This is a genomic window from Bradyrhizobium arachidis (genome assembly GCF_024758505.1).
GTDB lineage: Bacteria > Pseudomonadota > Alphaproteobacteria > Rhizobiales > Xanthobacteraceae > Bradyrhizobium > Bradyrhizobium manausense_C.
On record NZ_CP077970.1, the window covers coordinates 2075725 to 2101422 of the forward strand.

Consider the following 25698-nt stretch of genomic DNA (forward strand, 5'->3'; position numbering starts at 1 on the left):
CAAACCGCTAATGCGACAGCAGATCAAGGAACGGCGCATCGACCGTGCTGACATAGAGGATCACGACCTTGGTCTCTCGATCGGTCCGGTTGTAACCGGTCATCGCTACGCCAGGCGGTTCCACCAGCGCCTCGCCAGCTTTCACCGTGAGCGGCGGCCTACCGGCGAGCTCCAGCGTGAAGGCGCCTTCGAGCACGTAGACGGTCACCGGGAAGCGGTGGGTGTGATAGACCGTCTTGTCGCCCGGCTTGAACGACGCGGTCATGACCCGCACGGACTGCTTCTCGTCCCTTGGCAAGCCTTCAACCACTTGCTGGAGCACCAGATTCGGCTTGGCGAGACCGTGCGCCCCATGATCCTGCGCGGTTGCCCCGGCGGACCATCCCAGAAAAATTGCGGCGCTGAGGGCGAGGTGAGGGCGCATCTTAAGTCTCCATTTCAAGTCGCTGATCGCATCAGCCTAGGAGCCGTCGTTCGGGGCCGGGAGCCGCAACATTGCGCGCGGCGGCCGCAAAAGTGCATAATCCCCTGATGTTCGACTGGAACGACCTCAAATATTTCCTGGCGGTCGCGCGGCATGGCAGCACCATCGCCGCCGGCAAGGCGCTCGGCCTCAGCCAGTCGACCGTGCATCGCAGGCTCGAAGAGCTGGAGCGACAGCTCGGCCGCGCGCTGGTGACGCGCCAGCCGAGCGGCTATCGCCTCACCGAATTCGGTCACATCATGCTGCCCTATGCGGAGCGGATCGAAGTCACCATCGACGACTTCCAGCGGCGGACGACCGACGTCGATCAGGATATGAAGGGCGCGATCCGCGTCACCTGTCCCGAACCGATCGTCGCCCGTCTGATTCAATCCGGCCTGATTGACAACTTTCACGCCATGCATCCCTCGCTCCGCGTCGAATTCGTAATGAGCGACCGCTATCTCGATCTGTCGAAGGGCGAGGTCGATGTCGCCTTTCGCTCCGGTGATACCGACGACGAACTGGTCGGTCGCAAGCTCGCCGAGTCGATCTGGGCGGTTTACGCCAGCCGCGATTATCAGGAGCGGCACGGCACGCCGGAGCGCGTCGAGGATCTCGCGCGGCATCTGCTGGTCGGGCTGGATGAGTCGCTTGGCAATCACCGCGCCGTCAAATGGCTGAAGGAGGTCGCGCCGGACGCAAAGATGGCGGCGCGCATTAACAGCGTGCTCGGCCTGGTTTCAGCGATCAAGTCCGGCGTCGGTATCGGTCCGCTTCCGATTGCGCTCGGCGATGCCGAGGCCGACCTCGTGCGCGTGCTCGGCCCAATCCCGGAATTGACGCGGAGCTGGCGCATCCTGACGCATCCGGATCTGCGGCGCGTGCCGCGGATATCGGCGTTCTTCGATTTCATCGTGCTCCAGCGCGAGGCGTTGAAGCCGATCCTCACCGGTTGAGGCTAACGCTTCCGCTTTGCGGTCGGCTTCGCCGGCTTGGAGGCACGCGGTTTTGGGCGCGGCGTAGTGTTGGACTGCACGCGCAGGCCATCGACGAACACGTCGAGCATTCGCAGCACCGATGATTGCCAGCCGGGCTGGTCGTGCATGTAGCACATGCCAATCAGCGCCCGGAGCAGGTCCTGCGGGCCGATGTCGGCGCGCATCTGGCCGGCCGCGGCCGCGCGGTCCAGCAGCGAGCCGATGGCTTTGGTCAGGCGATCGAACGAGAAGGCGGCGAGCTCGGACGAGCTCTGGAACGTCAAGGCAAGTGCGGCCGACATGCCCTTCTTGGTTGCGACGAACTCGACATTGGAGCGCAGCCAGCGCCGCAGCGCGTCGACCGGATCCTTGGCATTCTTCAATTGCTCGGCGAGCTCGCAGAGCTGCTCGACCTCGCGCCGGTACACCGCCTCGAACAGGTCCTCGCGCGTCGGAAAGTGGCGATAAAGCGTGCCGATGCCAACGCCAGCGCGTTTCGCGACGGCTTCCAGGCTCGCCTCCGGACCTCCGGCGCTGAACACGGCCTTCGCCGCTTCGAGCACGCGCTCGCGATTGCGCACGGCGTCGGCGCGGGGTTTTCGGATCGGGTCGGTGTGGTCGTCCATGCCGATAATCTAGATCACGAATTGGTTAGATTGAACCCTTGCCGGGCCGCATCGCGTTGTCTGCGCACGGGCTTTTGACGGATTCCAAATATTTTTCGCTGGCCCTTGTTAAACGGAGGGTTCCTCCGTATCTTGCCGAGCAACGTCGACCCGGAAAATGTCCGGGCGGCGCGAATCGACGGCGGTCTCGTGAACGAGCGCCGGCCGATGACTCATGTCCAAATCTGATCGGAGCCTTGTATGACTAACTCCATCAGCCTCACCGTGAACGGTGCGCGGCGCGAATTCGTCCTCGACGACCCGCGCGTCACGCTGCTCGATCTCCTGCGTGAGCGCCTTCAACTCACCGGCACCAAGAAGGGATGCGACCGCGGCCAGTGCGGCGCCTGCACCATTCTCGTCGACGGCAGGCGGATCAATTCCTGCCTCGCGCTCGCGATCAGTCACGACGGCGCCGACATCCTTACCATCGAAGGCATCGCGCACGGCGACCAGTTGCATCCCGTGCAGGCCGCCTTCATCGCCCATGACGGTTTTCAGTGCGGCTTCTGCACGCCCGGCCAGATCATGAGTGCGATCGGCATGATGCGGGAAGCGCAGGCGGGCGATGATCCCGAGCGCATCCGCGAATGCATGAGCGGCAACCTCTGCCGTTGCGGCGCCTATGCCGGCATCGTCGATGCCGTGCTCGAGGTGCAGACCAGCCAGAACGAAGCCAACCAGAGGCTGTCAGCATGAAACAGTTCGATTACGTCAGGCCTGCGACGATCGCCGAGGCCGTTGCCGCAGCCGCGCAGCCGGGTTCGGCCTATCTCGCCGCAGGCACCAACCTGCTCGACCTCATGAAGGGCGGGATCAGTCGCCCGGATCGTCTGGTTGACGTCACGCGCTTACCCGGACTTGACCGGATCGAGCATCTCGCCGACGGCAGCGTGCGCATCGGCGCCCTCGTGCGCAATTCCGATCTCGCGCACGATGCCGCCTTCGCCAAGGCATATCCAGCCGTCGCCGAGGCGCTGCTATCGGGCGCATCAGCGCAATTGCGAAATGCTGCGACGGTCGGTGGCAATCTCCTGCAGCGAACGCGCTGCGCCTATTTCTACGATACCGCCAACCGCTGCAACAAGCGCCAGGCCGGCAGTGGCTGCGATGCCCGCGGCGGCGAGAACCGGCTGCATGCCGTGCTCGGCTGGAGCGACAGCTGCATCGCCACGCACCCGTCCGATTTTTGCGTGCCGCTCGTCGCGCTCGATGCGATCGTCGAGATCGAGGGCAAGGGCGGCCGCCGCGAACTTCCGCTGGAAGAGCTGCACCGTTTGCCGGGCGGCGCCCCGGAGCGGGACAGCGCGCTTGGATCAGGCGATCTCATCGTTGCTGTGCGCTTGCCGCCTGCGGCGCGTGGCTTCGCCGCGCATGCGCGCTATCTGAAGGTCCGCGAGCGTACGTCCTATGCCTTTGCCGTCGTGTCGGCAGCAGCCGCGTTGAGGGTTGAGAACGGCAAGATCGCGGAAGCCCGGCTTGCGCTGGGCGGCGTCGCGGCAAAGCCGTGGCGCGTTCGCGCGGCCGAGCAGGTGTTGACGGGCGCTGCGCCGAACGCCGCTAGTTTCCTCGAAGCCGCACAGCTTGCGCTGTCAGGTGCAAAACCGTCCGGTGACAATGCCTTCAAGATCGAGCTGGCGCGCCGCATCGTCGTGCGCGCGCTGACTCACTCCGCGGCCGGCACGCCAAAGCGCATTCCCGCGCTGCCGGCCTCTCCTTTCGCATCGGTTTCCGGAGCCCTGCATGTCTGAGCTCAATCTCACAACCGCGCCCGCCCATGTCCGGCATGGTTCGAACATCGGCCAGCCGTTGACCCGTCGCGACGGCGTCTTGAAGGTCAAGGGGCAGGCGACCTATGCCGCGGACAATCACCCGCCCGGCATGCTGTTCGCGGTGATCGCGGCCTCCAGCATCGCGCGGGGCCGCGTGACGTCGCTGGATGTCGCGGCGGCGAAGCGCCATCCCGGTGTTGTCGAGGTGATGACGTCGAGCAACAAACCGCCACTCGCGATCGATCCGGAAATCAAGACCAACCCGTTCGTGTTCCGGATGGAGTCCCTGCAAAACGACGAAGTCCGCTACGCCAACCAGCCGATTGCGGTCGTGATCGCGCATTCGCTGGAGGCTGCGACCGAGGGCGCCGCGCTGCTGGCACCGCGTTACGAAGCGTTGCCGCCGCGCGTCGGTCTCGATGCCGGCGAGGTCTTCGTGCCGCCGGCGGTCGGTGTCGGCAACCCGACCGTCAACGAACATGGCGACGTCGAGGCGGGCCTCGCATCGGCGGCGAAGCGGATCGATGCGACCTACGAGACTCCGCCGCAATATCACAACGCGATGGAGCCGCACGCGATCGTCGTGGCCTGGGACGGCGACCGGTTGTCGATCGACATGCCGACCCAGGGCCTGGTCCTGTCGCGCGCTCGTATCGCCGAATTGTTCGGGCTTCCGCACGAGAACATCCATATCCGCAGCCCGTTCCTCGGCGGCGGTTTCGGCTCCAAGGGACTGATGGGCGGGCCGCCGGTGCTCGGCATCATGGCGGCAAAGCTGGTCGGGAAGCCCGTCAAGCTCGTGCTGCGCCGTGAGCAGATGTACGGCCCGGTCGGCCATCGCGCCCCGACGCGCCAGCGCCTGCGTCTCGGCGCGGACGGCGAAGGACAGCTGACCGCGATCGAGCATCACGCGCGCACGGTGTCGAGCACCTACGACGACTTTTACGAGCCGGCTGCCGACGCATCGCACACGCTCTATGCGAGTCCGGCGATCCGGACCACGCATGACGCGGTGCGCGTCGACACCGGCACGCCGCTGTTCATGCGCGCGCCCGGCGAAGCCACCGGATCGCTGGCGCTGGAAAGCGCCATCGACGAGGTGGCCTGGGCTTGCGGCATGGACCCGCTCGCCTTCCGCCTGAAGAACTATGCCGAGGTCGAGCCGATCACCGGCAGGCCATTCTCCTCCAAGGCGCTGCGCGCCTGCTACGAGCAGGGCGCCACGCGCTTCGGCTGGGCGAAGCGCAAGCTTGCGCCGCGCGAGATGCGCGATCAAGACGGCCACCTCGTGGGCTGGGGCATGGGCACCGCAACCTTCCCGGCGCTGATGTTCCAGGCTGAAGCGCGCGCCGCGATCCGCCGTGACGGCTCGGGCATCATGGAGATCGGCGCGCACGATATGGGGCAGGGCGCCTGGACGGCGTTTGCCCAGATCGCGGCCGACGGCCTCGGGCTCGACATCGATAGCGTCGAGTTCAGGTCCGGCCATTCCGGGTTGCCCGATGCCGGCATTGCCGGCGGCTCCGCGCACACCGCGACCGCGGGCGCCGCGATCCATAATGCAGGCGCGGCGGTGATCGCAAGACTCGCCGATCTCGCGACCAAGGATGAGCGCTCACCGTTATTCGGTGCCGGCAATGCCGGCGTGATCGCCCGCGACGGAAAGCTGTTCCGGCGCGACGACGAAAGCCGCGGCGAAAGCTATGCCGACATTCTCTCGCGGGCCGGTCTCGCCGAGGTCGAGGCGCGCGGCACAGGCGCGCCCAATCCCACGGCGCAGGCGGATTACGCGATGCATGCGCATGGCGCCGTCTTCGCCGAGGTGAAGGTCGATCCCGAACTCGGTCAGGTCCGCGTCACGCGCATGGTGGGCGCCTTCGCTGCGGGGCGCATCGTCAATCCGCAGCTGGTGAAGAGCCAGCTCTTTGGCGGCATGATCTGGGGCGTGTCCTTTGCCCTTCACGAGGAGGCCATCACGGACCGGCGCACCGGCCGGATCATGAATGCGAATCTCGGCGAGTACCACATCCCCGTGAATGCCGATGTACCTTCGCTCGACGTGTTGACGGTCGAGGAGCACGATCCGCATGTGAATGCGCTCGGCATCAAGGGTGTCGGCGAGATCGGCATCACCGGCAGTGCCGGTGCGGTCGCCAACGCCGTGTGGCACGCGACCGGCGTGCGCGTGCGCCGCTTCCCGATCCGGATCGAGGAGCTGCTGATCTAATCTAGAATGTCGGCGGCGTGCAGGCCGAGATCACTTCGCAGGCCTTGCCGCCGACGCAGCGGAAGCGGTGGGGGCGGCGGCTTTCGAAATAATAGGCGTCGCCCGGGTTGAGGATGCGCCGTTCGTCCTCGACGGTGACTTCGAGCTTGCCTGAGATCACCACGCCGCCTTCCTCGCCGTCATGCACCAGCGGCACGCGGCCTGTGTCGCTGCCGGGCTCGTAGCGCTCTTTCAGGATTTGCAGCGCGCGGCCGAACAGATTGTCGCCGACCTGGCGGTAGGAGATCGGCTTCTTGCCGACTTCGGTGAGCTCCTCCGCGCGGTAGAAGATCTTGCGCCGGCTCTCCGGCTCCAGCGCAAAAAACTCGGCGAGCCCCATCGGGATGCCGTCGAGGATGCGCTTGAGGGCGCCGACCGACGGGTTCATCTGGTTGGACTCGATCAGCGAGATCGTCGAATTGGTGACGCCGGAGCGCTTGGCGAGTTCCCGCTGCGACAGCTTCTGGCGCGCCCGGATGAATCGCAGCCGTCCACCGATGTCGACGCTCATGGTCCAATCCCTGTTGCAGGTGTTGCGGATCGCACAAATATGGACCGGCGCCCCCAATCGAATCAATGGGTTGTGGCCGCACAGAAAAGGACTTGTTGCGCTTTTGAAGCCGTGGCTCTGCTAATGGGTCAGCACAGGAGCGCGGCCGTGACCCTTCACCAGATCCCGAACACCATCAAGACCGATTCGTACTGGATGCCGTTCACGGCCAACCGCCAGTTCAAGAAGGCGCCGCGGCTGTTCTCCTCCGCCGAGGGCATGCACTACACGACGGTCGATGGCCGCCAGGTGATCGACGGCTCCGCCGGTCTCTGGTGCGTCAACGCCGGCCACGGCCGCAAGCAGATTGCGGCGGCGGTCGAGAAGCAGCTCATGACGCTGGATTTTGCCCCCTCGTTCCAGATGGGCCATCCGCTGGCCTTCGATTTTGCCGAGCGGCTCGCCGAGATCGCGCCGAAGGGACTCGACCGCATCTTCTTCACCAATTCCGGCTCCGAGTCGGTCGACACCGCGCTGAAGATCGCGCTCGCCTATCAGCGTTCGATCGGACAGGCGTCCCGCACCCGCCTGATCGGCCGCGAGCGCGGCTATCACGGCGTCGGTTTCGGCGGCATGTCGGTTGGCGGCATGGTCGCCAATCGCCGTGCCTTCGCGACCCATCTGCCTGGCGTCGATCACATCCGCCATACCCACGATCTCACCCGCAACGCCTTTGCCAAGGATCAGCCGGCGCATGGCGCCGAGCTCGCTGACGACCTCGAGCGCCTCGTCGCACTGCACGGCGCCGAGACGATCGCCGCCGTCATCGTCGAGCCGGTGCCGGGCTCGACCGCGGTGCTGCCGCCGCCGCAAGGCTATCTCAAGCGCCTGCGCGAGATCTGCGACAAGCACGGCATCCTCCTGATCTTCGACGAAGTCATCACCGGTTTTGGCCGCCTCGGCACGCCGTTCGCCGCGAACTATTTTGGCGTCACGCCCGACCTGATGACCACAGCCAAGGGCATCACCAACGGCACCGTGCCCTGCGGCGCCGTGTTCGCCGCGCGCAAGATTTACGACGGTCTGATGACCGGCCCCGAGGGCCAGATCGAGCTGTTCCACGGCTACACCTACTCGGCACATCCCGTGGCCTGCGCCGCGGGTCTCGCAACGCTCGACATCTACAAGGACGAGGGCCTGCTGACGCGCGGCGCGTCGATTGCCCAGTATTGGCAGGATGCGCTGCATTCGCTGAAGGGCCTGCCGAACGTCATCGACGTCAGAAATTGCGGCTTGATGGGTGCGGTCGAGATCGCTCCGCGTGACGGCGTGGCCGGTGCGCGCGGTTATGACGTGATGGTCGACTGCTTCAACACCGGTCTTTACCTGCGCATGAGCGGCGATTCCTTCGCGATGTCGCCGCCGCTGATCGTCGAGAAGAGCCACATCGACCGGATGGTCTCGATCCTCGGCGACGCCATCAAGCGCGTGGCCTGATAATTGCTCCGCGCTCTCGCGGAGTTCTGATATTCTGAGGCGGCGAAGTGACGCCGCGGGAGCGTAGTTGGTCGTGAAAGTCGTCATTCTCGGCAGCGGTGTCATCGGTGTCACCTCTGCCTACTACCTCGCGCGCGCCGGCCATGAGGTGACGGTCGTCGACCGTCAGCCGCAGCCGGCGCTCGAGACCTCCTTTGCCAATGCCGGCGAAGTGTCGCCCGGCTATTCCTCGCCCTGGGCCGGCCCCGGCGTGCCGGTGAAGGCGGTCAAATGGCTCTTGATGAAGCACGGCCCGCTGGTGATCCGGCCCAAGATCGATCCCGTGATGTGGCTGTGGCTGCTGAAGATGCTGCGCAACTGCACGTCCGCGCGCTACGCCGTCAACAAGAGCCGGATGATCCCGATAGCGGAATACAGCCGCGACGCCCTCCGCGCGCTGCGCAGCGATATCGGGATTCAGTATGACGAGCGCTCCAAGGGCACGCTGCAGCTCTTCCGCTATCAGTCGCAGCTCGACGGCACGGCCGAGGATATCGCCGTGCTCAAGCAGTATGGCGTCCCCTATGAGGTGCTGAACCGCGAAGGCTGCATCGCGGCCGAGCCTGCGCTTGCCAGCGTGAAGGAAAAACTCGCCGGCGGTCTGCGATTGCCGCAGGACGAGACCGGCGACTGCCACATGTTCACGCAGGCACTTGCTGCGCAGGCTGAGAAGCTCGGCGTGCGCTTCATGTTCAACACCGCGATCAACGGCCTGATCGCCGACGCCACGCGCATCACAGGCGTGGCGACCGGCGCCGGCAATTTGCAGGCGGACGCCTATGTCGTTGCGCTCGGAAGCTGGTCATCGCGGCTGGTCGCTCCGCTCGGCATCTCGCTGCCGGTCTATCCGGTAAAAGGCTATTCGATCACGGTGCCGATCAAGGACGCCAGTGGCGCCCCGGAATCGACCGTGATGGACGAAAGCTACAAGGTCGCGATCACGCGGCTGGGCGACCGTATCCGCGTCGGCGGCACCGCGGAAATCTCGGGCTATTCGAGCAAGCTCTACCCTGCGCGCCGGGCCACGCTCGATCATTCGCTGACCGATCTCTTCCCGCGCGGCGGCGATTTGTCGAAGGCCACCTTCTGGAGCGGCCTGCGTCCGATGACACCGGATGGCCCGCCCGTGATCGGCGCCACGCGCTACGCCAACCTCCACCTCAATACCGGCCACGGCACGCTCGGCTGGACCATGGCCTGCGGCTCCGGCCGCGTGCTCGCGGATATGCTGTCGGGCAAGAAACCAGAGATCGACACCAGCGAGCTGACGGTGGAGCGGTACAATCACCGGTTCGGCTAGTTTGCTCCGTCATTCCGGGGCGCCTCGAAGAGGCGAACCCGGAATCTCGAGATTCCACAATTCGCAATTGCGAATTGGGGTTCGATGCTTCGCATCGCCCCGAAATGACGGCGGTGGGACTACCCTGCCCCCGTCACGCAGTTCACCCACAGCACCACGGCCTTCGCATCGTCGGCCGGATTGGAGAACCGGTGCGGCCTGCGGCTGGCGAAGCGAAAACTGTCGCCTGTCCTGAGCGACCACGTCTCCGTGTCGACCGTCAGCATCATCTCGCCTTCGAGCACGAGGCCGGCCTCTTCGCCGTCATGGGTGTAGAGCTCGTCGCCGGTCGAGCCGCCGGGCTCCAGATGCACGAGAAACAAATTCAGCTTGTTCTCCGCGCCCGCCGGGCTCAGCAATTGCTTCGAGATCCCCGTGCGCCACAGTTTTAGCTCGGGCCGCTGCAAGCCGCGCGTCACGACATGATCCGACCCGCCATCCGCACTCGGGCTCGCGCCGAACAAGGCCGCGATGCCGACGCCGAGGACGTCGGCGAGTGTCGCGAGCACGCGCAGTGACGGTGAGGACAGGCCGCGTTCGATCTGGCTGAGGAAGCCGATCGACAGTGAGGTGCGCGCCGCGATCGTCTCCAGCGAGAGTTGCCGCGTCCGCCTGAGATCGCGGATACGGCGGCCGACCGCGACATCCATCGCAGGCTCGGCGGGCTTCACAGCCAATTTGGCGGATGCCATGCCGGGTGTCTTGCCAGGTATCTTGCCAGATATCTTGGCCTTCTTCACCGGCTTGGAGGCGGCCGGTCTGCGCATTCTCTTGCCACCGCTCACGTCAAACCGCTTCCTTCATGTGCATGAAAACCGCTTGCCAAGGCTGCGAAAGTGTGACCACAATTTCATATTGGTGAAAATAGGCTGAAACGGCTTGGCCCGCAACGTCTGTCGCAAACTGCGTGCGCCCCGTCATCGGCCGAGCCCAAAAAAGGGGGATGCGATGCCGTTGAAGCGTATTGTCCAGGCCGCGGTCGCGGCGCTCGCTATTGCCGCCAGCCTGCCGGTGTCCGCGCAGCAGGTCCTCAAGGTCGGCTCGACGCCGACAGGCATCCCCTTCACCTTCCTCGACACCAAGACCAACACCATTCAGGGCGTGATGGTCGATCTCATCACCGAGGTCGGCAAGGACGCAGGGCTCAATGTGCAGATCGAGCCGATGCAGTTCTCCGCGCTGATCCCCTCGCTAACCTCGAACAAGATCGACATCATCGCCGCCGCGATGTTCATCACCGCGCCGCGCAAGGAGGTAATCGATTTCTCCGACCCGATCTACACCTACGGTGAGGGCCTCATCGTGCCGAAGGGCGACGCCAAAGCCTACGCCTCGCAGGAGGATCTGAAGGGCGAAACTGTCGGCGCCCAGGTCGGCACCGCCTTCGTCGACGCCTTGAAGAAGACCGGGCTGTTCAGTGAGGTGAAGGCCTACGACACCATCCCCGACATCCTGCGCGACGTGAACGCCGGCCGCCTCAAGGCCGGCTTCGCCGACTATCCGATCCTCGCCTACAATCTGAAGCAGGGCGGCTTCCCCGAGGTGAAGCTCGTCGCGAGCTACAAACCTGTCACTGTCGGCTCGGTCGGCATCGGCGTGCGCAAGACTGACCAGGAGCTGCTCGCCAAGATCAACGGCTCGCTCGCCAAGCTGAAGGCGAACGGCACCGTGGACAAGATTTTGGAGAAATGGGGCCTGAAGGGCTGATCGATGAAGGGGTTTTGGCACGACGCCGTCGAGTTCTTCCCGATCCTGCTGAACGGCGTCGCGCTCACGATCATCGTCACCATCGGCTCGCTGCTGCTCTCGACCGTGCTGGGCTTGTTGTGGGCCTTGATGCGAGTGTCCGGCATCGGCGTTCTCTCAGGCGTCAGCGCCAGCCTGATCAACGTGATCCGCGGCATCCCGATCATCGTGCTGCTGTTCTATCTGTATTTCGTGATGCCCGATCTCGGCGTCACGCTCTCCGCATTGCAGGCCGCCATCCTCGGGCTCGGCATTGCGTATTCAGCCTATCAGGCGGAAAATTTTCGCGCCGGCATCGAGGCGATCGACAAGGGCCAGATCGAGGCCGCGCAGTCGATCGGCATGGGCTGGTGGCTCACCATGCGGCGCGTGGTGCTGCCGCAGGCGGTGCGCATTGTGCTGCCGCCCTATGGCAATGTCATGATCATGATGCTGAAGGATTCGTCGCAGGCCTCCACTATCACGGTCGCCGAGCTTGCGCTGCAGGGCAAGCTGATCGCGTCCTCGACCTTCAAGAATACCAGCGTCTTCACGCTGGTGGCACTGATGTATCTTACCATGAGCATCCCGCTGATCCTGCTGGTCCGCCACTTCGAGAAGCGGGCGGGCAAGCGATGATCGAACTCACTGACGTCCACAAGAGTTTTGGCAAGGTCGAGGTGCTCAAGGGCATCACGGCGTCTGTCGAGAAGGGCGAGGTGGTCTGCATCGTCGGTCCCTCCGGCTCCGGCAAGTCGACCATTTTGCGCTGTATCAACGGGCTCGAAAGCTATGACCGCGGCGAGATCAGCGTCGAAGGCCTGCGGGTAAATCGTGATGCGCCGTCGATCGTCGCGATCCGCACCCAGGTTTCGATGGTGTTCCAGCGCTTCAACTTGTTCCCGCATCGGACCGCACTTGAGAACGTCGTCGAGGGGCCGCTGTATGTGAAGCAGGAGCCGCGCGCGCAGGCGCTGGAACGCGGCCGCGCGCTACTCGCGCAGGTGGGCCTCGCAGAAAAGGCCGACGCCCATCCGCCGCAGCTTTCCGGCGGCCAGCAGCAGCGCGTGGCGATCGCGCGGGCGCTCGCGATGCAGCCGAAAGCCATCCTGTTCGACGAGCCGACCTCGGCGCTCGATCCCGAGCTGGTCGGCGATGTTCTCTCGGTGATGCGCAAGCTCGCCGACGACGGCATGACCATGGTGGTGGTGACCCACGAGATGGGCTTTGCCCGCGACGTCGCCGACCGCGTGCTGTTCATCGACGGCGGCGTCATTGTCGAGCAGGGGCCGGCAAAGACCGTGCTCAATCAACCCCAGCATCCGCGCACGCAGGACTTTTTGCGCCGCGTGCTGCATCCGCTCTGATGGTCTTGCCATGACCGCGCCCGCCCGCCTTCCGCTGCCGCCTTCGCTCTATGCCGACACTGCCGTTGCGCCGGTGGCGACGCCGCCACTCGATACGGACAAGAACGTTTCGGTCGCTATCATCGGCGGCGGCTACACCGGACTTTCCACCGCGCTGCATCTGGCGGAGCAGGGTGTCGAGGCTCTCGTGCTGGAGGCGCAGGAGCCGGGATGGGGCGCCTCCGGTAACAATGGCGGCCACACCAATCCCGGGCTGAAGCACGACCCCGACCAGATCGAGGCCGACTTCGGCACCGAGCTTGGTCGTCGCATGATCGAGTTCTCCTATGGCACGACCAATTTCACCCACGATCTGATCCGCCGCTACCAGATTCCTTGCGAGGCGCGGCAGAACGGCACCTTGCGCGCCGCTTATAACGAGGCGAGCGCCGCAGGCATTGAGAAGACCGCCGAGCAATGCATCCGCCGCGGCATGCCGGTGACGCTGCTGAAAGGCGACCAACTGCGCGAGATCACCGGCACCGACCGCTATCTCTGCGCCATGTTCGACGCGCGCGGCGGCGATCTGCATCCCCTGAGCTACGCCCGTGGCCTTGCGCGCGCGGCGATGTCGGCGGGCGCAAAGGTCCATGGCGAGACGCCGGCGTTGTCGCTCCGTCGTGAAGGCGGCCGCTGGCGTATCGAGACGCCGCGCGCGATTGTGCATGCGGAAAAGGTGCTGCTCGCGACCAACGGCTTTACCGACGATCTCTGGCCTGCGCTCCGCCGCACCATCGTGCCGGTGTTCTCCTCGATCGCCGCCACCGCGCCGCTGTCGGATGAGGTTGTCCGCACGATCATGCCGACGCGCTCGGTGCTCTACGAGAGCGGCCACATCACCGTCTATTACCGCATCGACCAACGCAATCGCCTCCTGATGGGCGGGCGCGGGCCGATGCGCTGGATCAACTCGCCGTCCGACGTCGCCTATCTCATGCGCTATGCGGAGCGGCTGTGGCCGCAGCTCAAAGGCGTCGCCTGGACCCACGGCTGGAACAGCCGGCTCGCCATCACCAAGGACCACTATCCGCATGTGCATGAGCCCGCGGAAGACATCCTGATCTCGCTCGGCTGCAACGGCCGCGGCGTCGCGCTGTCGACTGCGATGGGCAGCCAGCTCGCCCGCCGCCTCATCGGCGGCGCCAAGGCTGAGCTCGACATGCCCATCACAGGCATCAAGCCGATCCCGCTGCACGCCTTCTGGCCGGTCGGGGCGACCACCGCCGTGATCGCCGGCCGCGTGCGCGACAGGTTGGGGATATGAGCTTCGCCGTGCCGGCCAGCCCCTGTCCGGCACGGCGACTGCCCTCGCGCGTGTCTGCTCAGGCGGCGCGAGGAAGGTGCATCTTGGCGATGGCCTGCTCCTGGACGGTGACGTGCACGCTATCGATCGCCTTGGCGAATTTGGCGGCGATCTTCTTCGCGGCGACTTCCTTGGGGTGGAGTTCGTCGTACCATTCCGTCTTCTTGACCGTGCCGCGCAGGTCGAGATGGATGAAGACGTCGCCGTACTTGGCCGCGAGTGCCTTGAGCCGCGAATTGTAGGCGTCGATCATGATGCGGATGATCGCCTGGCACAGACTTGCGTTGAACGCGGGATCGAGGCCCTGATACTCCATCGGCGAGCCCATCCACGGGCCATGCGGACGCGGGATGACGTAGTCGTAGCCGTGCATGATGATCTTCTTGTTGGCATGCCGCGCCGCCATCGGCTTGATCAGGCCGGTCTCGAGGTTGCCGATGATGTCGGCCAGATTGTCGTAGAACTCGGGCTTCACATAGTACGGGGCGTCGGACGGCTTGGTCATGTCGGGGTCGAACAGGTTCAGGAAGCTCGCCAGGCCGCCATTGCCGAGCACGTCGTTTCCGCCAGCCGAGAACAGCAGCAAGTCGGCGCCGCCGTCGATGTAGGGCCAGAACTGGCTCGCCAACAGGATTTCATCGAGCGTGTCGCCCCAATGGGCGAGATTGGTGTTGGGGTAGCCGGTCTGCTGGAGAAAGTCGATGCAGGTCTTGGGAAATGGAAAGATCTGCGGCAGGCGAAACCAGGAATCGCCTTCCGCGACGATCTGGCGACCGGCCGCTTTCGACTTCGCGACCTGCTTGCGCGCCGGCGCCTTGGGAACGTGCCGAACGAGCAGGTTGGCGTCGTGCGCCAGGGACTCGGCATTCGTGACATCGACATAGTCGGTGTTGATGTAGGTGTTGAAGTCGAACGGCTGGTGGACGTTCGGTTCGACGATGAAATAGGTTCGGGCCTCCTGCGGCGTGAGCTTGCCCGTCTGGATGCGGTCGACCAGTTGAGCCAGAGAAATCCGCTTTGCCATTCGCGTCTCCGAAATCATTGTTTGGAAAATGAGAGGTTGGAAGCACTGCCGAGAATCGACCCGGGGATGCGACAAAGCGTCCTCTGCGCCACGCTCGTCCCGTACCCCCATCGCGCCCGAGGCCGCGAGATTGCGGCCAGGATCGAACGTGTAGGGATGTGGCAACGTCGTCGTGAAATCAGCGTGAATTGGGGTTCCACGAACGCCGCCCGGCAGCCGGAAGGGCGGATGATCGGAAACGCCGGTCGCCGTCAGTTGGGGACGAGCGCGCACGCTGCGGCCATCCGAACATCCGCGTGGCGCGAACATCGCGGACCGGCTGCGGATCTAAAAAAGAAAACGCTGCCCGCTTGCGGACAGCGCTCTCTCGGCAATGTTCAGAGAATTCAGCAGCGGCCCTGCTTCCACAGGCCGGGCGGGCAACCCATGCCACGCCAGCCGACCTTGCGCCCGTGAGACCATCCCGGCGGGGTGCCGTGGTGGTGATGGCCCATCGCGTGGCCACGACCGTGGCCGTGACCGTGACCATGTCCGCCCTTGGCGAACGCAGGGTTGGCCACCGTGAGGCCGGCCGCGACAATCAGCGACGCAGCGAGCGCAAGTTTCTTCATCAAGTCCTCCGTTTGGGCGAGCGCACTTGTCCGTTCAATGAACTGACGTGGTGCAGCTTAGTTCCCTGCAAATGTGGAGGAGTCATGACGCTCGGCGCTCAGCCCTCGACGACTGCATCGCTCCATGGTTGAAAGACGTCGACTGCGCCGCTGTTGATATCGCCCTCGCGCATCACGACGCTTGGGCAGGCAAACTTCATCGGCAGGGTCTGCACCTGCGCCTCCTCATAGTCGAAGCTCGCGGCGAGCGCCTTGCGTGCGTTCGCCGGTAGGCGCGCGTCGCCAATCACGACCGCGCCCTCGCTGGCATCGATGCGCGGCTGATGGATCGCAGCGTCGAGGTCCATGCCAAAATCCATCGCAAAGGAGACGAGCTGCATCACCGCCGGCAGGATGCGCCGGCCGCCGGAGGCGCCGACCGCGAGCCGCTTGCCGTCCTTGGTCTCGGCGAGGACAGGCGTGTAGTTGCCGAGGCAGCGCTTGCCCGGTGCGAGCGAATTGGTCGTGCCCGGCGTCGGGTCGAACCACATGATGCCGTTGTTCATGGGAATGCCGGAATGCGGCGTCACATATTTCGAGCCGAAGGTCGAGAGCAGGGTCTGCGTCACCGCCGCCATGTTGCCGTGGCGGTCGACGACGGAGAAATGCGTGGTGCAGCTCGGCGCGAGGTGCTCGGCGCCGAGCGAACGCTTGCCGTCGGCATCGCCCATGTCCTTCAGCCGTTCGCGATAGGCCGATTGCAGCGCGTTGGCATATTCGACATAGGCCGCCGCATCGGGCGCGCCGTCCGGCTTCAGCTTGTCCTGCAATAGGCGTAAAGCATGCGCCATGGTCGGGCCCGCCGTCAGCTCCGGCGTCGCGTAGACGTTGCCGCCGCGATAGGGGATCGCGAGCGGCTCGCGCAGATGCGCGCGGAAGGCGGCCAGATCCTCGACCGACAGCGAACCGCCATCCGCCTTGATGTCGGATGCGATGCTGCGGGCGAGATCGCCCTGGTAGAAATCGCGCGGGCCTGCGGTGGCGAGATGCGCCAGCGTCGTCTGCAATCGCGGTTGCGGCAGCCGCGTCTCCGCCTTGATACCCCAGGGTGCGTTCGGCGGCAGGCCGTCTCTCAAAAACGTCTCGGCGCTTGCGGGATAGCGCCGCAGGTCGACGGCGGTGCTCGCGATCATCAATGTCGTCCACCAGTCGACCAGCAGGCCTTCGCCGGCGATCGTCGCGGCCGGCGCCACCAGATCCTTCCACGGCAGTTTTGCGTGGCGGCGGTGCGCTTCTTCCATGCCGGCGACGACGCCGGGCACCGCGATCGAGCCGGGACCATGCAAATTGCGATCGTCCTTCACCCGCGCCCAGGGGAAGAGATCGGAGGCGGCACCCTGGCCGGTCACCGGATAGTCCTCGATGCGCAGGCTTTGCGGCGCGCGCATGCCGTAGTCGATCACCTCATAGCGATTGTCGCTGGCGCGATAGAGCACCATCGCGCCGCCGCCGCCCATGCCGCTCATCCACGGCTCCAACACGTTCAATGCAAAGGTGGTCGCAATCACCGCGTCGATGCAATCGCCGCCCGCCGCCAGCACCTCCGCACCGACCTCGGCCGCCCTGCGCGATTGCGCGGCGACGATGCCACCTTTGGCGCGGCGGGCGGGTTTGCGGATGCTTTGGGCGAGGCTGAACTGATGGGGCATGTGGTCTTCGTGCCGCTCTTATTGCGCTGGATGGAATTGCATCGCGTTGGCGAAGCCCGTCGAGCATGGCACATTGCTCCCAACGAGAACATCCTGACGGGAGGTGAACATGGCTGGTGTGAAACAGGCGCGGGATGGGACGGTCGGCATCCTGACACTGAACGAGCCGGACAGACTCAACGCGATGACGCCCGACCTGCTCGGCGCGCTCGCAAAGGCGATCGCCGAGATGACGGCGGACGAGGGCATTCGTGCCCTGGTGCTGACCGGCGAGGGGCGCGGCTTCTGCTCCGGCCAGAATCTCAAGGCATCGGAGGCGCTCGGCGAGGACATCGCCGCCGGCGTGATGCGCTTCTACTGGCCAGCCTTCAAGGCTTTGCGCGAATGCCGCGTGCCTGTTGTGGTCGCCGTCAACGGCGTTGCGGCCGGCGGCGGTTTCAGCCTCGCGATGGCCGGCGACATGATCGTTGCCGCGCGCTCGGCAAGCTTCATCCAGGTGTTCAGCCGCATTGGCCTGGTGCCCGATCTCGGCTCGACGTGGCTGTTGCCGCGGCTGATCGGGCGGCAGCGCGCACTCGAACTAATGCTGTTCAACGAGCCGCTTTCGGCCGAGCGCGCCCACGCGATCGGCCTGGTGCGGCAGGTCGTCGACGATGCGAACCTGATGGAAGAAGCGCTCAAGCTCGCCCATCGTCTTGCCGTGGGGCCGACCCGGGCGCTAGTCGCAACCCGCGCGCTGATCGAGGCGAGTGAGCACGCGGGCTACGAGCAGCAGTTCCGCCGCGAAATCGAGACGCAGGCCGTCATCCGCAAAAGCGCCGACGCCCTCGAAGGCCGCAACGCCTTCGTCGAAAAGCGCAAGGCGCAGTTTACCGGACGCTAATTGTTCTCCTCCTTCACCGCTCGCCGCAAGCGGGGCGAGGGAGTTCGCTAGCCTTTGATCCTCACGAACACGTCCTCAATCGGCGTCGGCGCTTCCACGTTAAAAATCTCATGCAGCACCTGGCGCAGCTCGTCGGCAGAGTCGATGTTGCGCTCGTTTCGCACCTCGCCTTCGCGGGCCTCGACGATTAGGCGGCGGTTCACCAGCCTGTAGCGCGCGTCAATCGCGACGCGTTCCAGGATCAGGGTGCTGGTGAAGGGCGTCACCGAGCTCGTCGCAGTGAAATAGCTGCCAAGCTCGTAGTCGGAGGCAAGCTGCGGCGCGAGGTCGAATACGTACATGGTGCGCCAGCCGGCGGGCTGCCTTGCATTGACCCAGAACCGGCCGTCCCTTTCGTCGAAGCGGAACGTGCCCATCGCGGTCCGCTGCTCCACATCGGTTGCGAGCCGGAGCGGCGCATCGAGCAGGCAGGCACCGAACCCGACATCGGCGATGTAAGGCCCCTCAGCCAGATCGACTTTCAGCAGCATGTGGGTTTTTGGCCCCAGCGGGCTCTCGGGTGGTGCCATCCAGCGCACGCGCCCGGCAAGGCCGGTCACCGCAAAGCCGATCTGTTCGAGCGCGGCCCGGAACAGCGCGTTCTGCTCGAAGCAATAGCCGCCGCGCCTGCTCTCGACGAGCTTGGCCTGCACCGAGGGAAGATCGAGCAGCACCGGCCGGCCCAGCAGCGGATCCATGCCCTCGAACGGAATCGTGTTGACGTGAGCCGCATGGAGGGCGGCGAGCGTCGCCAGATCCGGCTTCAGCGCACCGCGATAACCGATCCGGGCCAGATAGTCGTCCAGCCGAAATTCATTCGACATGACCTCGTTCCCCTGCTGCCAAGTCGGCCGGCAAGGTAGTCAAGGCCGCCCGTTCCCGAAAGGAGATAGCCTTTCGAGGACGTCGCGAAAAGACGAAGTTGTGCGGTTTGATCCGACCCTTGGCGCCTAAAGCGCGCCGGCCTGGAGACGGGCTTGACGCTTGGCGTGCCATTTCGGGCCGGGGCCGCGCATGTAATGCAGCTCGGGCCGATAGGGATCGCCGGCGACCCTGATCAGCGTGTGCCACTTGGCCACGATGATTCCGAGGTGCTGGCGAAGAGCCGAGAATGACGATTGAGCGAGCAGCATGACACGAACCTCAGTGAGGCCTGCCAAGCATCGACGTGAAGGGGAGATCAAAAATCTCCTCGCCGTCGTCGTCGCTGACATGCAGCACCCAGTCGCGCCAGTCTTCGCCGCCAGGCGTCCGGATCATCGATTGCATAATCTGAGCGGCACGGTCGCGCGCCTCAGTGAGGTTCGATACGGCTGCGCCGTAGCGATCGATCAACATGCCGTCGGTATTGGAACAGTGGAAAAACACTTGGACCATATCCGCCTCCTGTAGAGAGCGATTCGGACGCTACCGAACCGAATACCATCCGGAGGCGCCGAAAAATATTCGGGCCAACCCGGTAAGGGAATCTACGGAAGTTCCGTCGGGTCGTCGGAGAAGGCGGTTCTATCACAGGCCGGTGAAGCCTCGCTGGACGGCGCCGCGGCGACGTGGAACTCTCGGTTTTGCAAGGATATTTTGGGAGCCCGCGGTGAATCGTCCGATACTCTTCTGTGATTTTCGTCTCAGTGATCGCGTCGGCCGGCTTTCCCTTGCAGTCGCACTGGTCGCAACGGCGCTCGGCTTGGCGTCGCCGGCCTCGTCCGAGCCCGTGCGCAGGAGCGGTTATGCGATCGGCACCGAATCATGCGGCGGTGGCGATCTCGCCTTTCCCCGACTCCAGATCGACATGAAGCCGGGATTCTGCGCGGGCCTTGTCGCGAGCGAGGAGGACCATCTCAGGTTTCCACGCTCGATTGTCCAGATTCCGGGCCGCGAGCTGTTCGTGGTCGCTGACATGGCCGGCTGGGGTCACATGGACGGCAAGCTTTTGCTGCTCGATCCGCGCGCGGCCGCCGGCAGCCGTTTCAAGGACCTGTTGACCGGGCTCGAATATCCCTTCGGTCTCGTGATCGGTCCGGACAAGAAGCTCTATGCGTCCACTGCGGACACGATCTTCAGGTTCGATCCGCTTGCCGACAATCCGCGCGGCACGGTCGAGACTATCATCAGGCATTTGCCCGGCGTCCGCATCACGCTGCCGGATGGCACAAAGCTCCAGGAGAGCGCCCATCCGATGAAGCAATTCGTCTTCGATCGCAACGGCCGCCTGTTCGTCAATGTCGGATCGCACAGCGACGATTGCATCACGCCGGCGCCGATCACAAAGCCCTGTGCCGCGGCCGAAGGGGCCTCCGCGCTCGCGTCGATCTGGCTGTTCACGCCGCCCGCCGGCGGTGTCTTCCCGGCCCTCAAGCCGAACGATGCCAATCCGCCGCACGAGGTCTATGCGCGCGGCCTGCGCAACTCGATGGCGCTCGCGCTGCATCCGCAATTTCCTGATCCGGGCTACGCCTTCCTGCAAGGCGAGAACGGCCGCGATCTCCCCGACATCTTCAAGCCGAACGAGGAGATCAACGCAATCGAGCCGGGCAAGCACTACGGCTGGCCCTATTGCTACGATCTCACGACGCCGAGCCCCGAATTCCGCACCGTGCTGCAATCCGGCGTCTACAAGAATCTCTGCACCGCAAATCCGCTCTACAAGCAGCCGTTCTCGCTGCTGCCGCCGCACGGCGCGCCGCTCGGCATGCTCTATTATCACGGCGGCAAATTCCCCGAGCTCGAAGGCAAGCTGCTGGTCGGCCTCCACGGGTATCGCCCGACCGGCAGCCGGCTCCTGATCTACGACGTCGATGAGCGCGGTTTTCCCAGGCCGAGCCCGCCGCCGGTCCGCTACCACGTCAGTTGCGACGCGCAGCCGTCGCGCAGTTTTCAGACCGACGCCGGAGAGGTCGCGGCCGCGCCCTTCGACGAGCTGATCGCCGGCTGGCACCGCGTCAACGGCGCGCGCCCACAGGGAGCGCCGGTCGGCATGACGGTTGCGGAGGATGGCGCGATCTGGCTGGTCGAGGACAAGAACAAGACGGTGATCCGGATCGATCGCGCCGCCGGCGATCCGCCCGCGCCGCTGCCCTGCGACACGCGCAGCCCCGCACTGATCGATCAGTTGGCGCTCTTCGTCGCCAGGGACGCGCAAAACCGCGACCGGCTGACCAGCATCCGCAAGGGCATCGTCGAAAAGCATTGCATGGGCTGTCACTCGGACTTCGGTCTGAAGCAGGGCCAGTCCGAGGCCGACAAGGACCAGGCCGCGCTGCGCTTCATGCTGGGGCAGGACGGCTGGGTCTACCCCGGCGATCCCGAATCGGGCCGGCTGCGCACGCGGCTGCGTGGCCTCGGTGCAGAAAAGCTGATGCCGCCCGGCGGCGAGAACCTGCCGAAGACCGAGCCCGGTTACGCCCGTCTTCTCGATGTCGCGGACATGCTGGTCGCAAGAATGATTCCGGGAACGCGGATGCGCATCAAGCCCGGCCCGCCCGATCGCGATTTCTTCTCCAGGACCAACAAGAAATGCGGCGAAATACCGGCGAATAAGGTCGTTGTCGTGACACAAAGGAGCGCTGTAGACAGGCCCGGCTTCAGCCGGTTCTTCCGGCCGGCCGACCCTTTCCTCAACGGCGATTGTACCGACGACGATGGCTATTACATCCGGCAGGAACTTTTGGTGCCTGTGCAGTAGTGTCCTTGTTCTGATCGCTGCGTCACCGCCTGTGATCGCTGCGTCTTCGTCGGCGCGAGCCGAACAGAAACTGTTCGAAGCTGCGCAGGTGACACCCGCCGGTGAATACACCTTTGGCATCGAAGGTCCCGCGGCGGATCTCGCCGGCAATCTCTACGTCGTCAACTTCAGCAAGCCCGGCACGATCGGCCGGTTGCCCGCGGCGGGCGCGGCGTCCGAACTGTTCGTCGATCTTCCCGAGGGCAGCGTCGGCAATGCCATTCGCTTCGATCGCGAAGGCACGATGTTCGTGGCCGACTACAAGAAGCACAACATCCTTGCGATTGGACGCGACGGCGCCGAGCCGACGGTCTGGTTTCACTCCGACCAGATGAGCCAGCCGAACGACATCACCATTGCCCGCGATGGCACGATCTATGCGAGCGACCCGAACTGGAAGGGACGGGAAGGGCACATCTGGCGCATCGCCAAGGCGGCCGATGGTTCGGTCCAGGGCGAGATCATGGCCGCGCCGCGCGCCATGGGCACCACCAACGGCATCGATCTGAGCCCCGATGGCAAGACACTCTATGTCGGGGAATCCTCGAGCGGCCAGGTCTGGTCCTACACCATCCGCGGCAACGAGCTTGTGGATGCAAAGCTCGTCAAGAGCTTCGAGCCCAACACCATCGACGGCCTGCGCACCGACGTCGGCGGCCGTCTGTTCATCGCGCGCATCCTGAAGGGCACGATCGCGCTCCTCAGGCCGAACGGCATGGTCGAGCGGGAAATCGCCCTGAAGGCCAAGGAGCCGACCAACCTCGCCTTCGGCGGCAAGGACGGCAAGACCGTCTTCGTGACGCAGCGCCAGGGCGGCTTCATCGAGTCCTTCCGTACCGACCAGGAAGGCCGCGAGCACTGCCTCCAGCGCGGGCGCTGCTGAGCGAAAAGCTCCGCCGCCCGAGCAGGGCAGGCGCGTGAGGTGCGGCATTCTTCTGGCTTGCATCCGGCCGTCGCGGGGATCAAGACATTGTCAGGTCCTGATCCACGTCGGAGTGCTCTGTGAAAGCCGTTTATACCGAACTGCACCGCAGCCACGATCCGCAATTCTTCCTGGTCCGCGGCGTCGTCAAGCGTACCACCGAGCAGCCCGAGCGTGCCGACCGGCTGCTGTCGGGGCTGAAGGCGGGCAAGCACCAACTGGTCGAGCCGACCAAGTTCGGCCAGGGACCGCGGGCGCGCATCCATAGCCCTGAATATCTCTCTTTCCTCGCCGAGGCCTGGGACGCCTGGACTGCGCTCGGCGATTCCGGCCCGGAGATGATCGGCAATATCCACCCCGTGCGCCACGCCGCGACCTATCCGACCCATATCGTCGGAAAGCTCGGCTGGCACACCGCCGACACAGCAGCCCCGATCGGACCGGGCACCTTTGCTGCGGCGTGCGCGGCGACCGATGTCGCGACCACGGCGGCGCAGCTCGTCATGGATGGCGAAGACGCCGTCTATGCACTATGTCGGCCACCCGGCCACCACGCCTATCGCGACATGGCCGGTGGCTTCTGTTTCCTCAACAACAGCGCGATCGCGGCCGCGCATCTGCGCACGAAGCACGAGCGCGTCGCGATCCTCGATGTCGACGTCCATCACGGCAACGGCACGCAAGGCATCTTCTACGAACGCCCCGACGTCTTCACCGTGTCGATCCACGCCGATCCGATCGCCTATTATCCCTATGTGTGGGGCTACGCCCATGAGCGCGGCGCGGGCCCGGGCCTCGGCACCAATCTCAACATTCCCTTGCCGATCGGCACCGGCGACGATGGCTATATACAGGCGATGGATCTGGCGAAGAAGGCGATCGATGCGTTCGCGCCGACTGCGCTGGTCGTGGCGCTCGGCCTCGATGCGTCCGAGCACGATCCGCTCAAAGGACTTGCGGTGACGACGCCCGGCTTCCGCCGCATCGGTCAGGCGCTTGCGCGCATGGGCCTGCCGACCGTGCTGGTGCAGGAGGGCGGCTATCTCTCTGATATCCTCGGGCAGAATCTCACATCGGTGCTGGCGGGATTCGAAGAAGCGCGCTGAGACGGCCGACGTGGTGTTTCAAAACAACCCGCTTGTCGCAAGCGCCTTGCAGACGTGCTGCATCTCGGCCTCGTCCGACACCATGTCGAGCATGATCGTGGTCAGGCCCTTGGCGGCAAAGCTCTTCAGCTTCGCGCCGATCTCGGCGTAGCTGCCGACGAGATAGGGGCAGTCGGCCTGGAAGGTCAGGAAGGGAAGCAGCCAATAGCCGTTGTTGTGAAGCTCTGCGCTCTGGCCTTCGTACAGCTTTCGTTTCCAGACCGAGTCGGTGTTTCCCATCGTTAGAGTCAGGAGCTCGCGATTGTCCGGATCGTCGCGAAAGCGCAGCAAAGCCGCCCGCCGCGCCTCGTCGCGTCCCTCGCGCGCGAATATCCCAAAATTCATGCCTGGTGCGTTGAGGCCGTTCTCGAGATCGGGCGGCAGCATCTGCATCTTGATGCAGCCGGTCTCTCTTGCGACGCGCTGTGCGGCCTCCGATTGACCGGCGATCAAAAATTCCGGCATCAGGCCGGTCGCGAGCCGCGGGCGGAGCTGAAGATTGGAAGCCGTGTAGAACTTGCCCTGGAAATTGACCGGCCGCGGGCTCGACAGCAACTGCCGCATCAGCTCGACGAACTCGCCGAGCCGGACGTAGCGATCGCCATGGGACTGGTCGTCGCCAAGCCCCTGCAGGTCGCTCATGGCCGTGCCCGTGATCATGTTGAGATAGACCTTACGGCCGTAGAGCTGTGCAAAGGAGGAGACGAATTTTACCGCCGTGAACGGGTGCATGTAGACCGGGTTGACGGCGATCAGCGGCGAACTCCGCTCGGTGTTCGCCATGATATGCTGGGCCATCGCCCACGGCTCGACGAACACGTCGTTGCCTTCGAACAGCAAAAGACCCTCAAAACCGTTGCGGTCGGCGAATTCTGCGACCTGCATCAGCTCGCCGATGTATTTCGAGGGATCGCGGTTGCGCGAAATCGCCGGAAAGATCCGAAGCCGCGGTGTCGTCATCCCGGCGCTCCCGGTCGTGGAGGAAGAGGCGAGTGTGTCCTGATGGCAAGGCCGCCGGCGACGCCCGAGCCATCGGCGACCGCGAGGCGGTGGACTGGCGACGGCGAGCTCTGGGTGAAGCGCCACTTCCGGGGATCGTCGTCGATCTCGGGATCGAAATGGATTCCGACGCCATCAGCGCCAAGCCGCATCGAGAACCGGTCGAGCGGAAGAAGGTGCAGGCCGATACCCCGCGCCTTCAGATAGGCCTCCTTCAGCGTCCAGTAATCGAAGAAGCGGCTGACGAATTGGTCCGTCGCGATATCCCGGAGAGACGCAAGCTCGTCGGGCGAAAACACGCCCTCGGCGGTTTCCATCCGTGCGCGGCGCGGCGTTATCTGCTCGACGTCGACCCCGACCGCCTCATGACCTGAGACCACGCAGGCGACGCAGCCCTCGGTGTGGGTCAGGTTGAAATGCAGCGCCATGGGCCGCGCGGGACCTGCGACATAGGGCCGGCCATGCGGGCCGGTCGCGAACGACCAGTCGGACGGCGCGACATCAGGCGCGGCCTGGGACAGGGCCAGCCGTAGCATCCCGTGCGCGTGAATGAACTCGCGCCGGTGCCGTTCGAACACGAACCGGTCGGCACGTTGCCGCTCATTGGCCGACAGCATCGCCCGGCACGCCTCACGCGCCTCGTCGGAATCGACGGCTTCGATCAGCCAGACATGGAGGTCGATCGTATTGGCGGTCATCGGCTGCATCAGCGGTGTGAGCT

At 64.9% G+C, this 25698-nt stretch carries 26 protein-coding genes; 14 read left to right on the forward strand and 12 right to left on the reverse strand.

Annotated elements, in window-relative coordinates:
* Nucleotides 1–7: 7 nt before the first annotated feature.
* Nucleotides 8–424, reverse strand: coding sequence for a cupin domain-containing protein (locus KUF59_RS09225; protein WP_212462416.1), 417 nt, complete (start codon nucleotides 422–424; stop codon nucleotides 8–10).
* Nucleotides 425–495: 71 nt separating this feature from the next.
* Between KUF59_RS09225 and KUF59_RS09230 the strand changes: the two genes are divergently transcribed.
* A complete protein-coding gene (locus KUF59_RS09230) occupies nucleotides 496–1422 on the forward strand; it encodes a LysR family transcriptional regulator (protein ID WP_212462415.1) in 927 nt (308 codons plus the stop codon).
* 2 nt (nucleotides 1423–1424) lie between these two features.
* Here KUF59_RS09230 and KUF59_RS09235 read toward each other — a convergent pair whose 3' ends face one another.
* Nucleotides 1425–2069, reverse strand: a complete 645-nt coding sequence (locus KUF59_RS09235; protein WP_212462414.1) for a TetR/AcrR family transcriptional regulator — start codon at nucleotides 2067–2069, stop codon at nucleotides 1425–1427.
* Between the two features lie 240 nt (nucleotides 2070–2309).
* On the opposite strand from KUF59_RS09235, the gene KUF59_RS09240 reads away from it, so the two are divergent.
* From KUF59_RS09240 to KUF59_RS09250, 3 genes are read left to right on the forward strand one after another with little or no spacing between them, the layout of a single operon-like run.
* Nucleotides 2310–2807 carry a (2Fe-2S)-binding protein gene (locus tag KUF59_RS09240; RefSeq protein ID WP_212462413.1) on the forward strand — a complete coding sequence of 166 codons (498 nt, stop codon included), beginning with the start codon at nucleotides 2310–2312 and terminating at the stop codon, nucleotides 2805–2807.
* Nucleotides 2804–3859, forward strand: coding sequence for an FAD binding domain-containing protein (locus KUF59_RS09245; protein WP_212462412.1), 1056 nt, complete (start codon nucleotides 2804–2806; stop codon nucleotides 3857–3859). Before KUF59_RS09240 ends, KUF59_RS09245 begins: the two co-directional genes overlap by 4 nt.
* Entirely contained in the window at nucleotides 3852–6107 is a 2256-nt protein-coding gene (locus KUF59_RS09250; protein ID WP_212462411.1) for a xanthine dehydrogenase family protein molybdopterin-binding subunit, read from the forward strand. Before KUF59_RS09245 ends, KUF59_RS09250 begins: the two co-directional genes overlap by 8 nt.
* Nucleotide 6108: 1 nt before the next feature.
* Here the strand turns inward: KUF59_RS09250 and KUF59_RS09255 are convergent, their stop codons facing one another.
* Nucleotides 6109–6657 carry a cupin domain-containing protein gene (locus KUF59_RS09255; RefSeq protein ID WP_258769377.1) on the reverse strand — a complete coding sequence of 183 codons (549 nt, stop codon included), beginning with the start codon at nucleotides 6655–6657 and terminating at the stop codon, nucleotides 6109–6111.
* Nucleotides 6658–6780: 123 nt separating this feature from the next.
* On the opposite strand from KUF59_RS09255, the gene aptA reads away from it, so the two are divergent.
* Together aptA and KUF59_RS09265 are read left to right on the forward strand one after the other, a co-directional pair.
* On the forward strand, nucleotides 6781–8133 hold the full coding sequence (aptA, locus tag KUF59_RS09260) for an omega-aminotransferase AptA (protein ID WP_212462409.1): 1353 nt from the start codon (nucleotides 6781–6783) through the stop codon (nucleotides 8131–8133).
* 73 nt (nucleotides 8134–8206) lie between these two features.
* Complete coding sequence (locus tag KUF59_RS09265; protein WP_212462408.1) at nucleotides 8207–9472, forward strand: D-amino acid dehydrogenase; 1266 nt, start codon at nucleotides 8207–8209, stop codon at nucleotides 9470–9472.
* Nucleotides 9473–9591: 119 nt separating this feature from the next.
* On the opposite strand, the gene KUF59_RS09270 is transcribed toward KUF59_RS09265, so the two are convergent.
* Nucleotides 9592–10278: a helix-turn-helix domain-containing protein gene (locus tag KUF59_RS09270; protein WP_212462407.1), complete on the reverse strand. Its 687-nt coding sequence runs from the start codon at nucleotides 10276–10278 to the stop codon at nucleotides 9592–9594.
* Between the two features lie 181 nt (nucleotides 10279–10459).
* On the opposite strand from KUF59_RS09270, the gene KUF59_RS09275 reads away from it, so the two are divergent.
* From KUF59_RS09275 to KUF59_RS09290, 4 genes are read left to right on the forward strand one after another with little or no spacing between them, the layout of a single operon-like run.
* Nucleotides 10460–11218, forward strand: a complete 759-nt coding sequence (locus KUF59_RS09275) for an ABC transporter substrate-binding protein (protein ID WP_212462406.1) — start codon at nucleotides 10460–10462, stop codon at nucleotides 11216–11218.
* A gap of 3 nt (nucleotides 11219–11221) precedes the next feature.
* Nucleotides 11222–11875, forward strand: coding sequence for an amino acid ABC transporter permease (locus KUF59_RS09280; RefSeq protein ID WP_212462405.1), 654 nt, complete (start codon nucleotides 11222–11224; stop codon nucleotides 11873–11875).
* Nucleotides 11872–12603, forward strand: coding sequence for an amino acid ABC transporter ATP-binding protein (locus tag KUF59_RS09285; protein ID WP_212462404.1), 732 nt, complete (start codon nucleotides 11872–11874; stop codon nucleotides 12601–12603). The genes KUF59_RS09280 and KUF59_RS09285 overlap by 4 nt, the downstream gene beginning before the upstream one ends.
* A 10-nt stretch (nucleotides 12604–12613) precedes the next feature.
* On the forward strand, nucleotides 12614–13906 hold the full coding sequence (locus KUF59_RS09290; protein WP_212462403.1) for an NAD(P)/FAD-dependent oxidoreductase: 1293 nt from the start codon (nucleotides 12614–12616) through the stop codon (nucleotides 13904–13906).
* Between the two features lie 58 nt (nucleotides 13907–13964).
* Here KUF59_RS09290 and KUF59_RS09295 read toward each other — a convergent pair whose 3' ends face one another.
* The 3 genes from KUF59_RS09295 to KUF59_RS09305 all read right to left on the reverse strand — a co-directional run bounded on the left by KUF59_RS09295 (nucleotide 13965) and on the right by KUF59_RS09305 (nucleotide 17268).
* On the reverse strand, nucleotides 13965–14969 hold the full coding sequence (locus KUF59_RS09295) for an SGNH/GDSL hydrolase family protein (protein WP_212462402.1): 1005 nt from the start codon (nucleotides 14967–14969) through the stop codon (nucleotides 13965–13967).
* A gap of 386 nt (nucleotides 14970–15355) precedes the next feature.
* On the reverse strand, nucleotides 15356–15580 hold the full coding sequence (locus KUF59_RS09300; RefSeq protein ID WP_212462401.1) for a hypothetical protein: 225 nt from the start codon (nucleotides 15578–15580) through the stop codon (nucleotides 15356–15358).
* A 98-nt stretch (nucleotides 15581–15678) separates the two neighbouring features.
* Nucleotides 15679–17268: a gamma-glutamyltransferase gene (locus tag KUF59_RS09305; RefSeq protein ID WP_212462400.1), complete on the reverse strand. Its 1590-nt coding sequence runs from the start codon at nucleotides 17266–17268 to the stop codon at nucleotides 15679–15681.
* Nucleotides 17269–17377: 109 nt separating this feature from the next.
* On the opposite strand from KUF59_RS09305, the gene KUF59_RS09310 reads away from it, so the two are divergent.
* Nucleotides 17378–18151, forward strand: coding sequence for an enoyl-CoA hydratase-related protein (locus KUF59_RS09310; protein WP_212462399.1), 774 nt, complete (start codon nucleotides 17378–17380; stop codon nucleotides 18149–18151).
* 47 nt (nucleotides 18152–18198) lie between these two features.
* Here the strand turns inward: KUF59_RS09310 and KUF59_RS09315 are convergent, their stop codons facing one another.
* The 3 genes from KUF59_RS09315 to KUF59_RS09325 form a co-directional block, all read right to left on the reverse strand.
* Nucleotides 18199–19014, reverse strand: coding sequence for an arylamine N-acetyltransferase family protein (locus KUF59_RS09315; protein ID WP_212462398.1), 816 nt, complete (start codon nucleotides 19012–19014; stop codon nucleotides 18199–18201).
* Nucleotides 19015–19140: 126 nt separating this feature from the next.
* Entirely contained in the window at nucleotides 19141–19323 is a 183-nt protein-coding gene (locus KUF59_RS09320; protein ID WP_212462397.1) for a hypothetical protein, read from the reverse strand.
* 10 nt (nucleotides 19324–19333) lie between these two features.
* The gene (locus KUF59_RS09325; RefSeq protein WP_212462396.1) at nucleotides 19334–19567 is read right to left on the reverse strand and encodes a DUF6894 family protein; all 234 of its coding nucleotides are present in this window, start codon (nucleotides 19565–19567) and stop codon (nucleotides 19334–19336) included.
* 286 nt (nucleotides 19568–19853) lie between these two features.
* On the opposite strand from KUF59_RS09325, the gene KUF59_RS09330 reads away from it, so the two are divergent.
* From KUF59_RS09330 to KUF59_RS09340, 3 genes are all read left to right on the forward strand, one after another.
* Nucleotides 19854–21872, forward strand: coding sequence for a PQQ-dependent sugar dehydrogenase (locus KUF59_RS09330; protein ID WP_212462444.1), 2019 nt, complete (start codon nucleotides 19854–19856; stop codon nucleotides 21870–21872).
* On the forward strand, nucleotides 21829–22794 hold the full coding sequence (locus tag KUF59_RS09335; protein ID WP_212462395.1) for an SMP-30/gluconolactonase/LRE family protein: 966 nt from the start codon (nucleotides 21829–21831) through the stop codon (nucleotides 22792–22794). Before KUF59_RS09330 ends, KUF59_RS09335 begins: the two co-directional genes overlap by 44 nt.
* 119 nt (nucleotides 22795–22913) lie before the next feature.
* Nucleotides 22914–23939, forward strand: coding sequence for a histone deacetylase family protein (locus tag KUF59_RS09340; RefSeq protein WP_212462394.1), 1026 nt, complete (start codon nucleotides 22914–22916; stop codon nucleotides 23937–23939).
* 18 nt (nucleotides 23940–23957) lie between these two features.
* Here KUF59_RS09340 and KUF59_RS09345 read toward each other — a convergent pair whose 3' ends face one another.
* Nucleotides 23958–24938 (reverse strand): LLM class flavin-dependent oxidoreductase, encoded by a 981-nt coding sequence (locus tag KUF59_RS09345; RefSeq protein ID WP_212462393.1) that lies wholly within the window; start codon nucleotides 24936–24938, stop codon nucleotides 23958–23960.
* The gene (locus KUF59_RS09350) at nucleotides 24935–25675 is read right to left on the reverse strand and encodes a 4'-phosphopantetheinyl transferase family protein (protein WP_212462392.1); all 741 of its coding nucleotides are present in this window, start codon (nucleotides 25673–25675) and stop codon (nucleotides 24935–24937) included. The genes KUF59_RS09345 and KUF59_RS09350 overlap by 4 nt, the downstream gene beginning before the upstream one ends.
* Nucleotides 25676–25698: the final 23 nt, after the last annotated feature.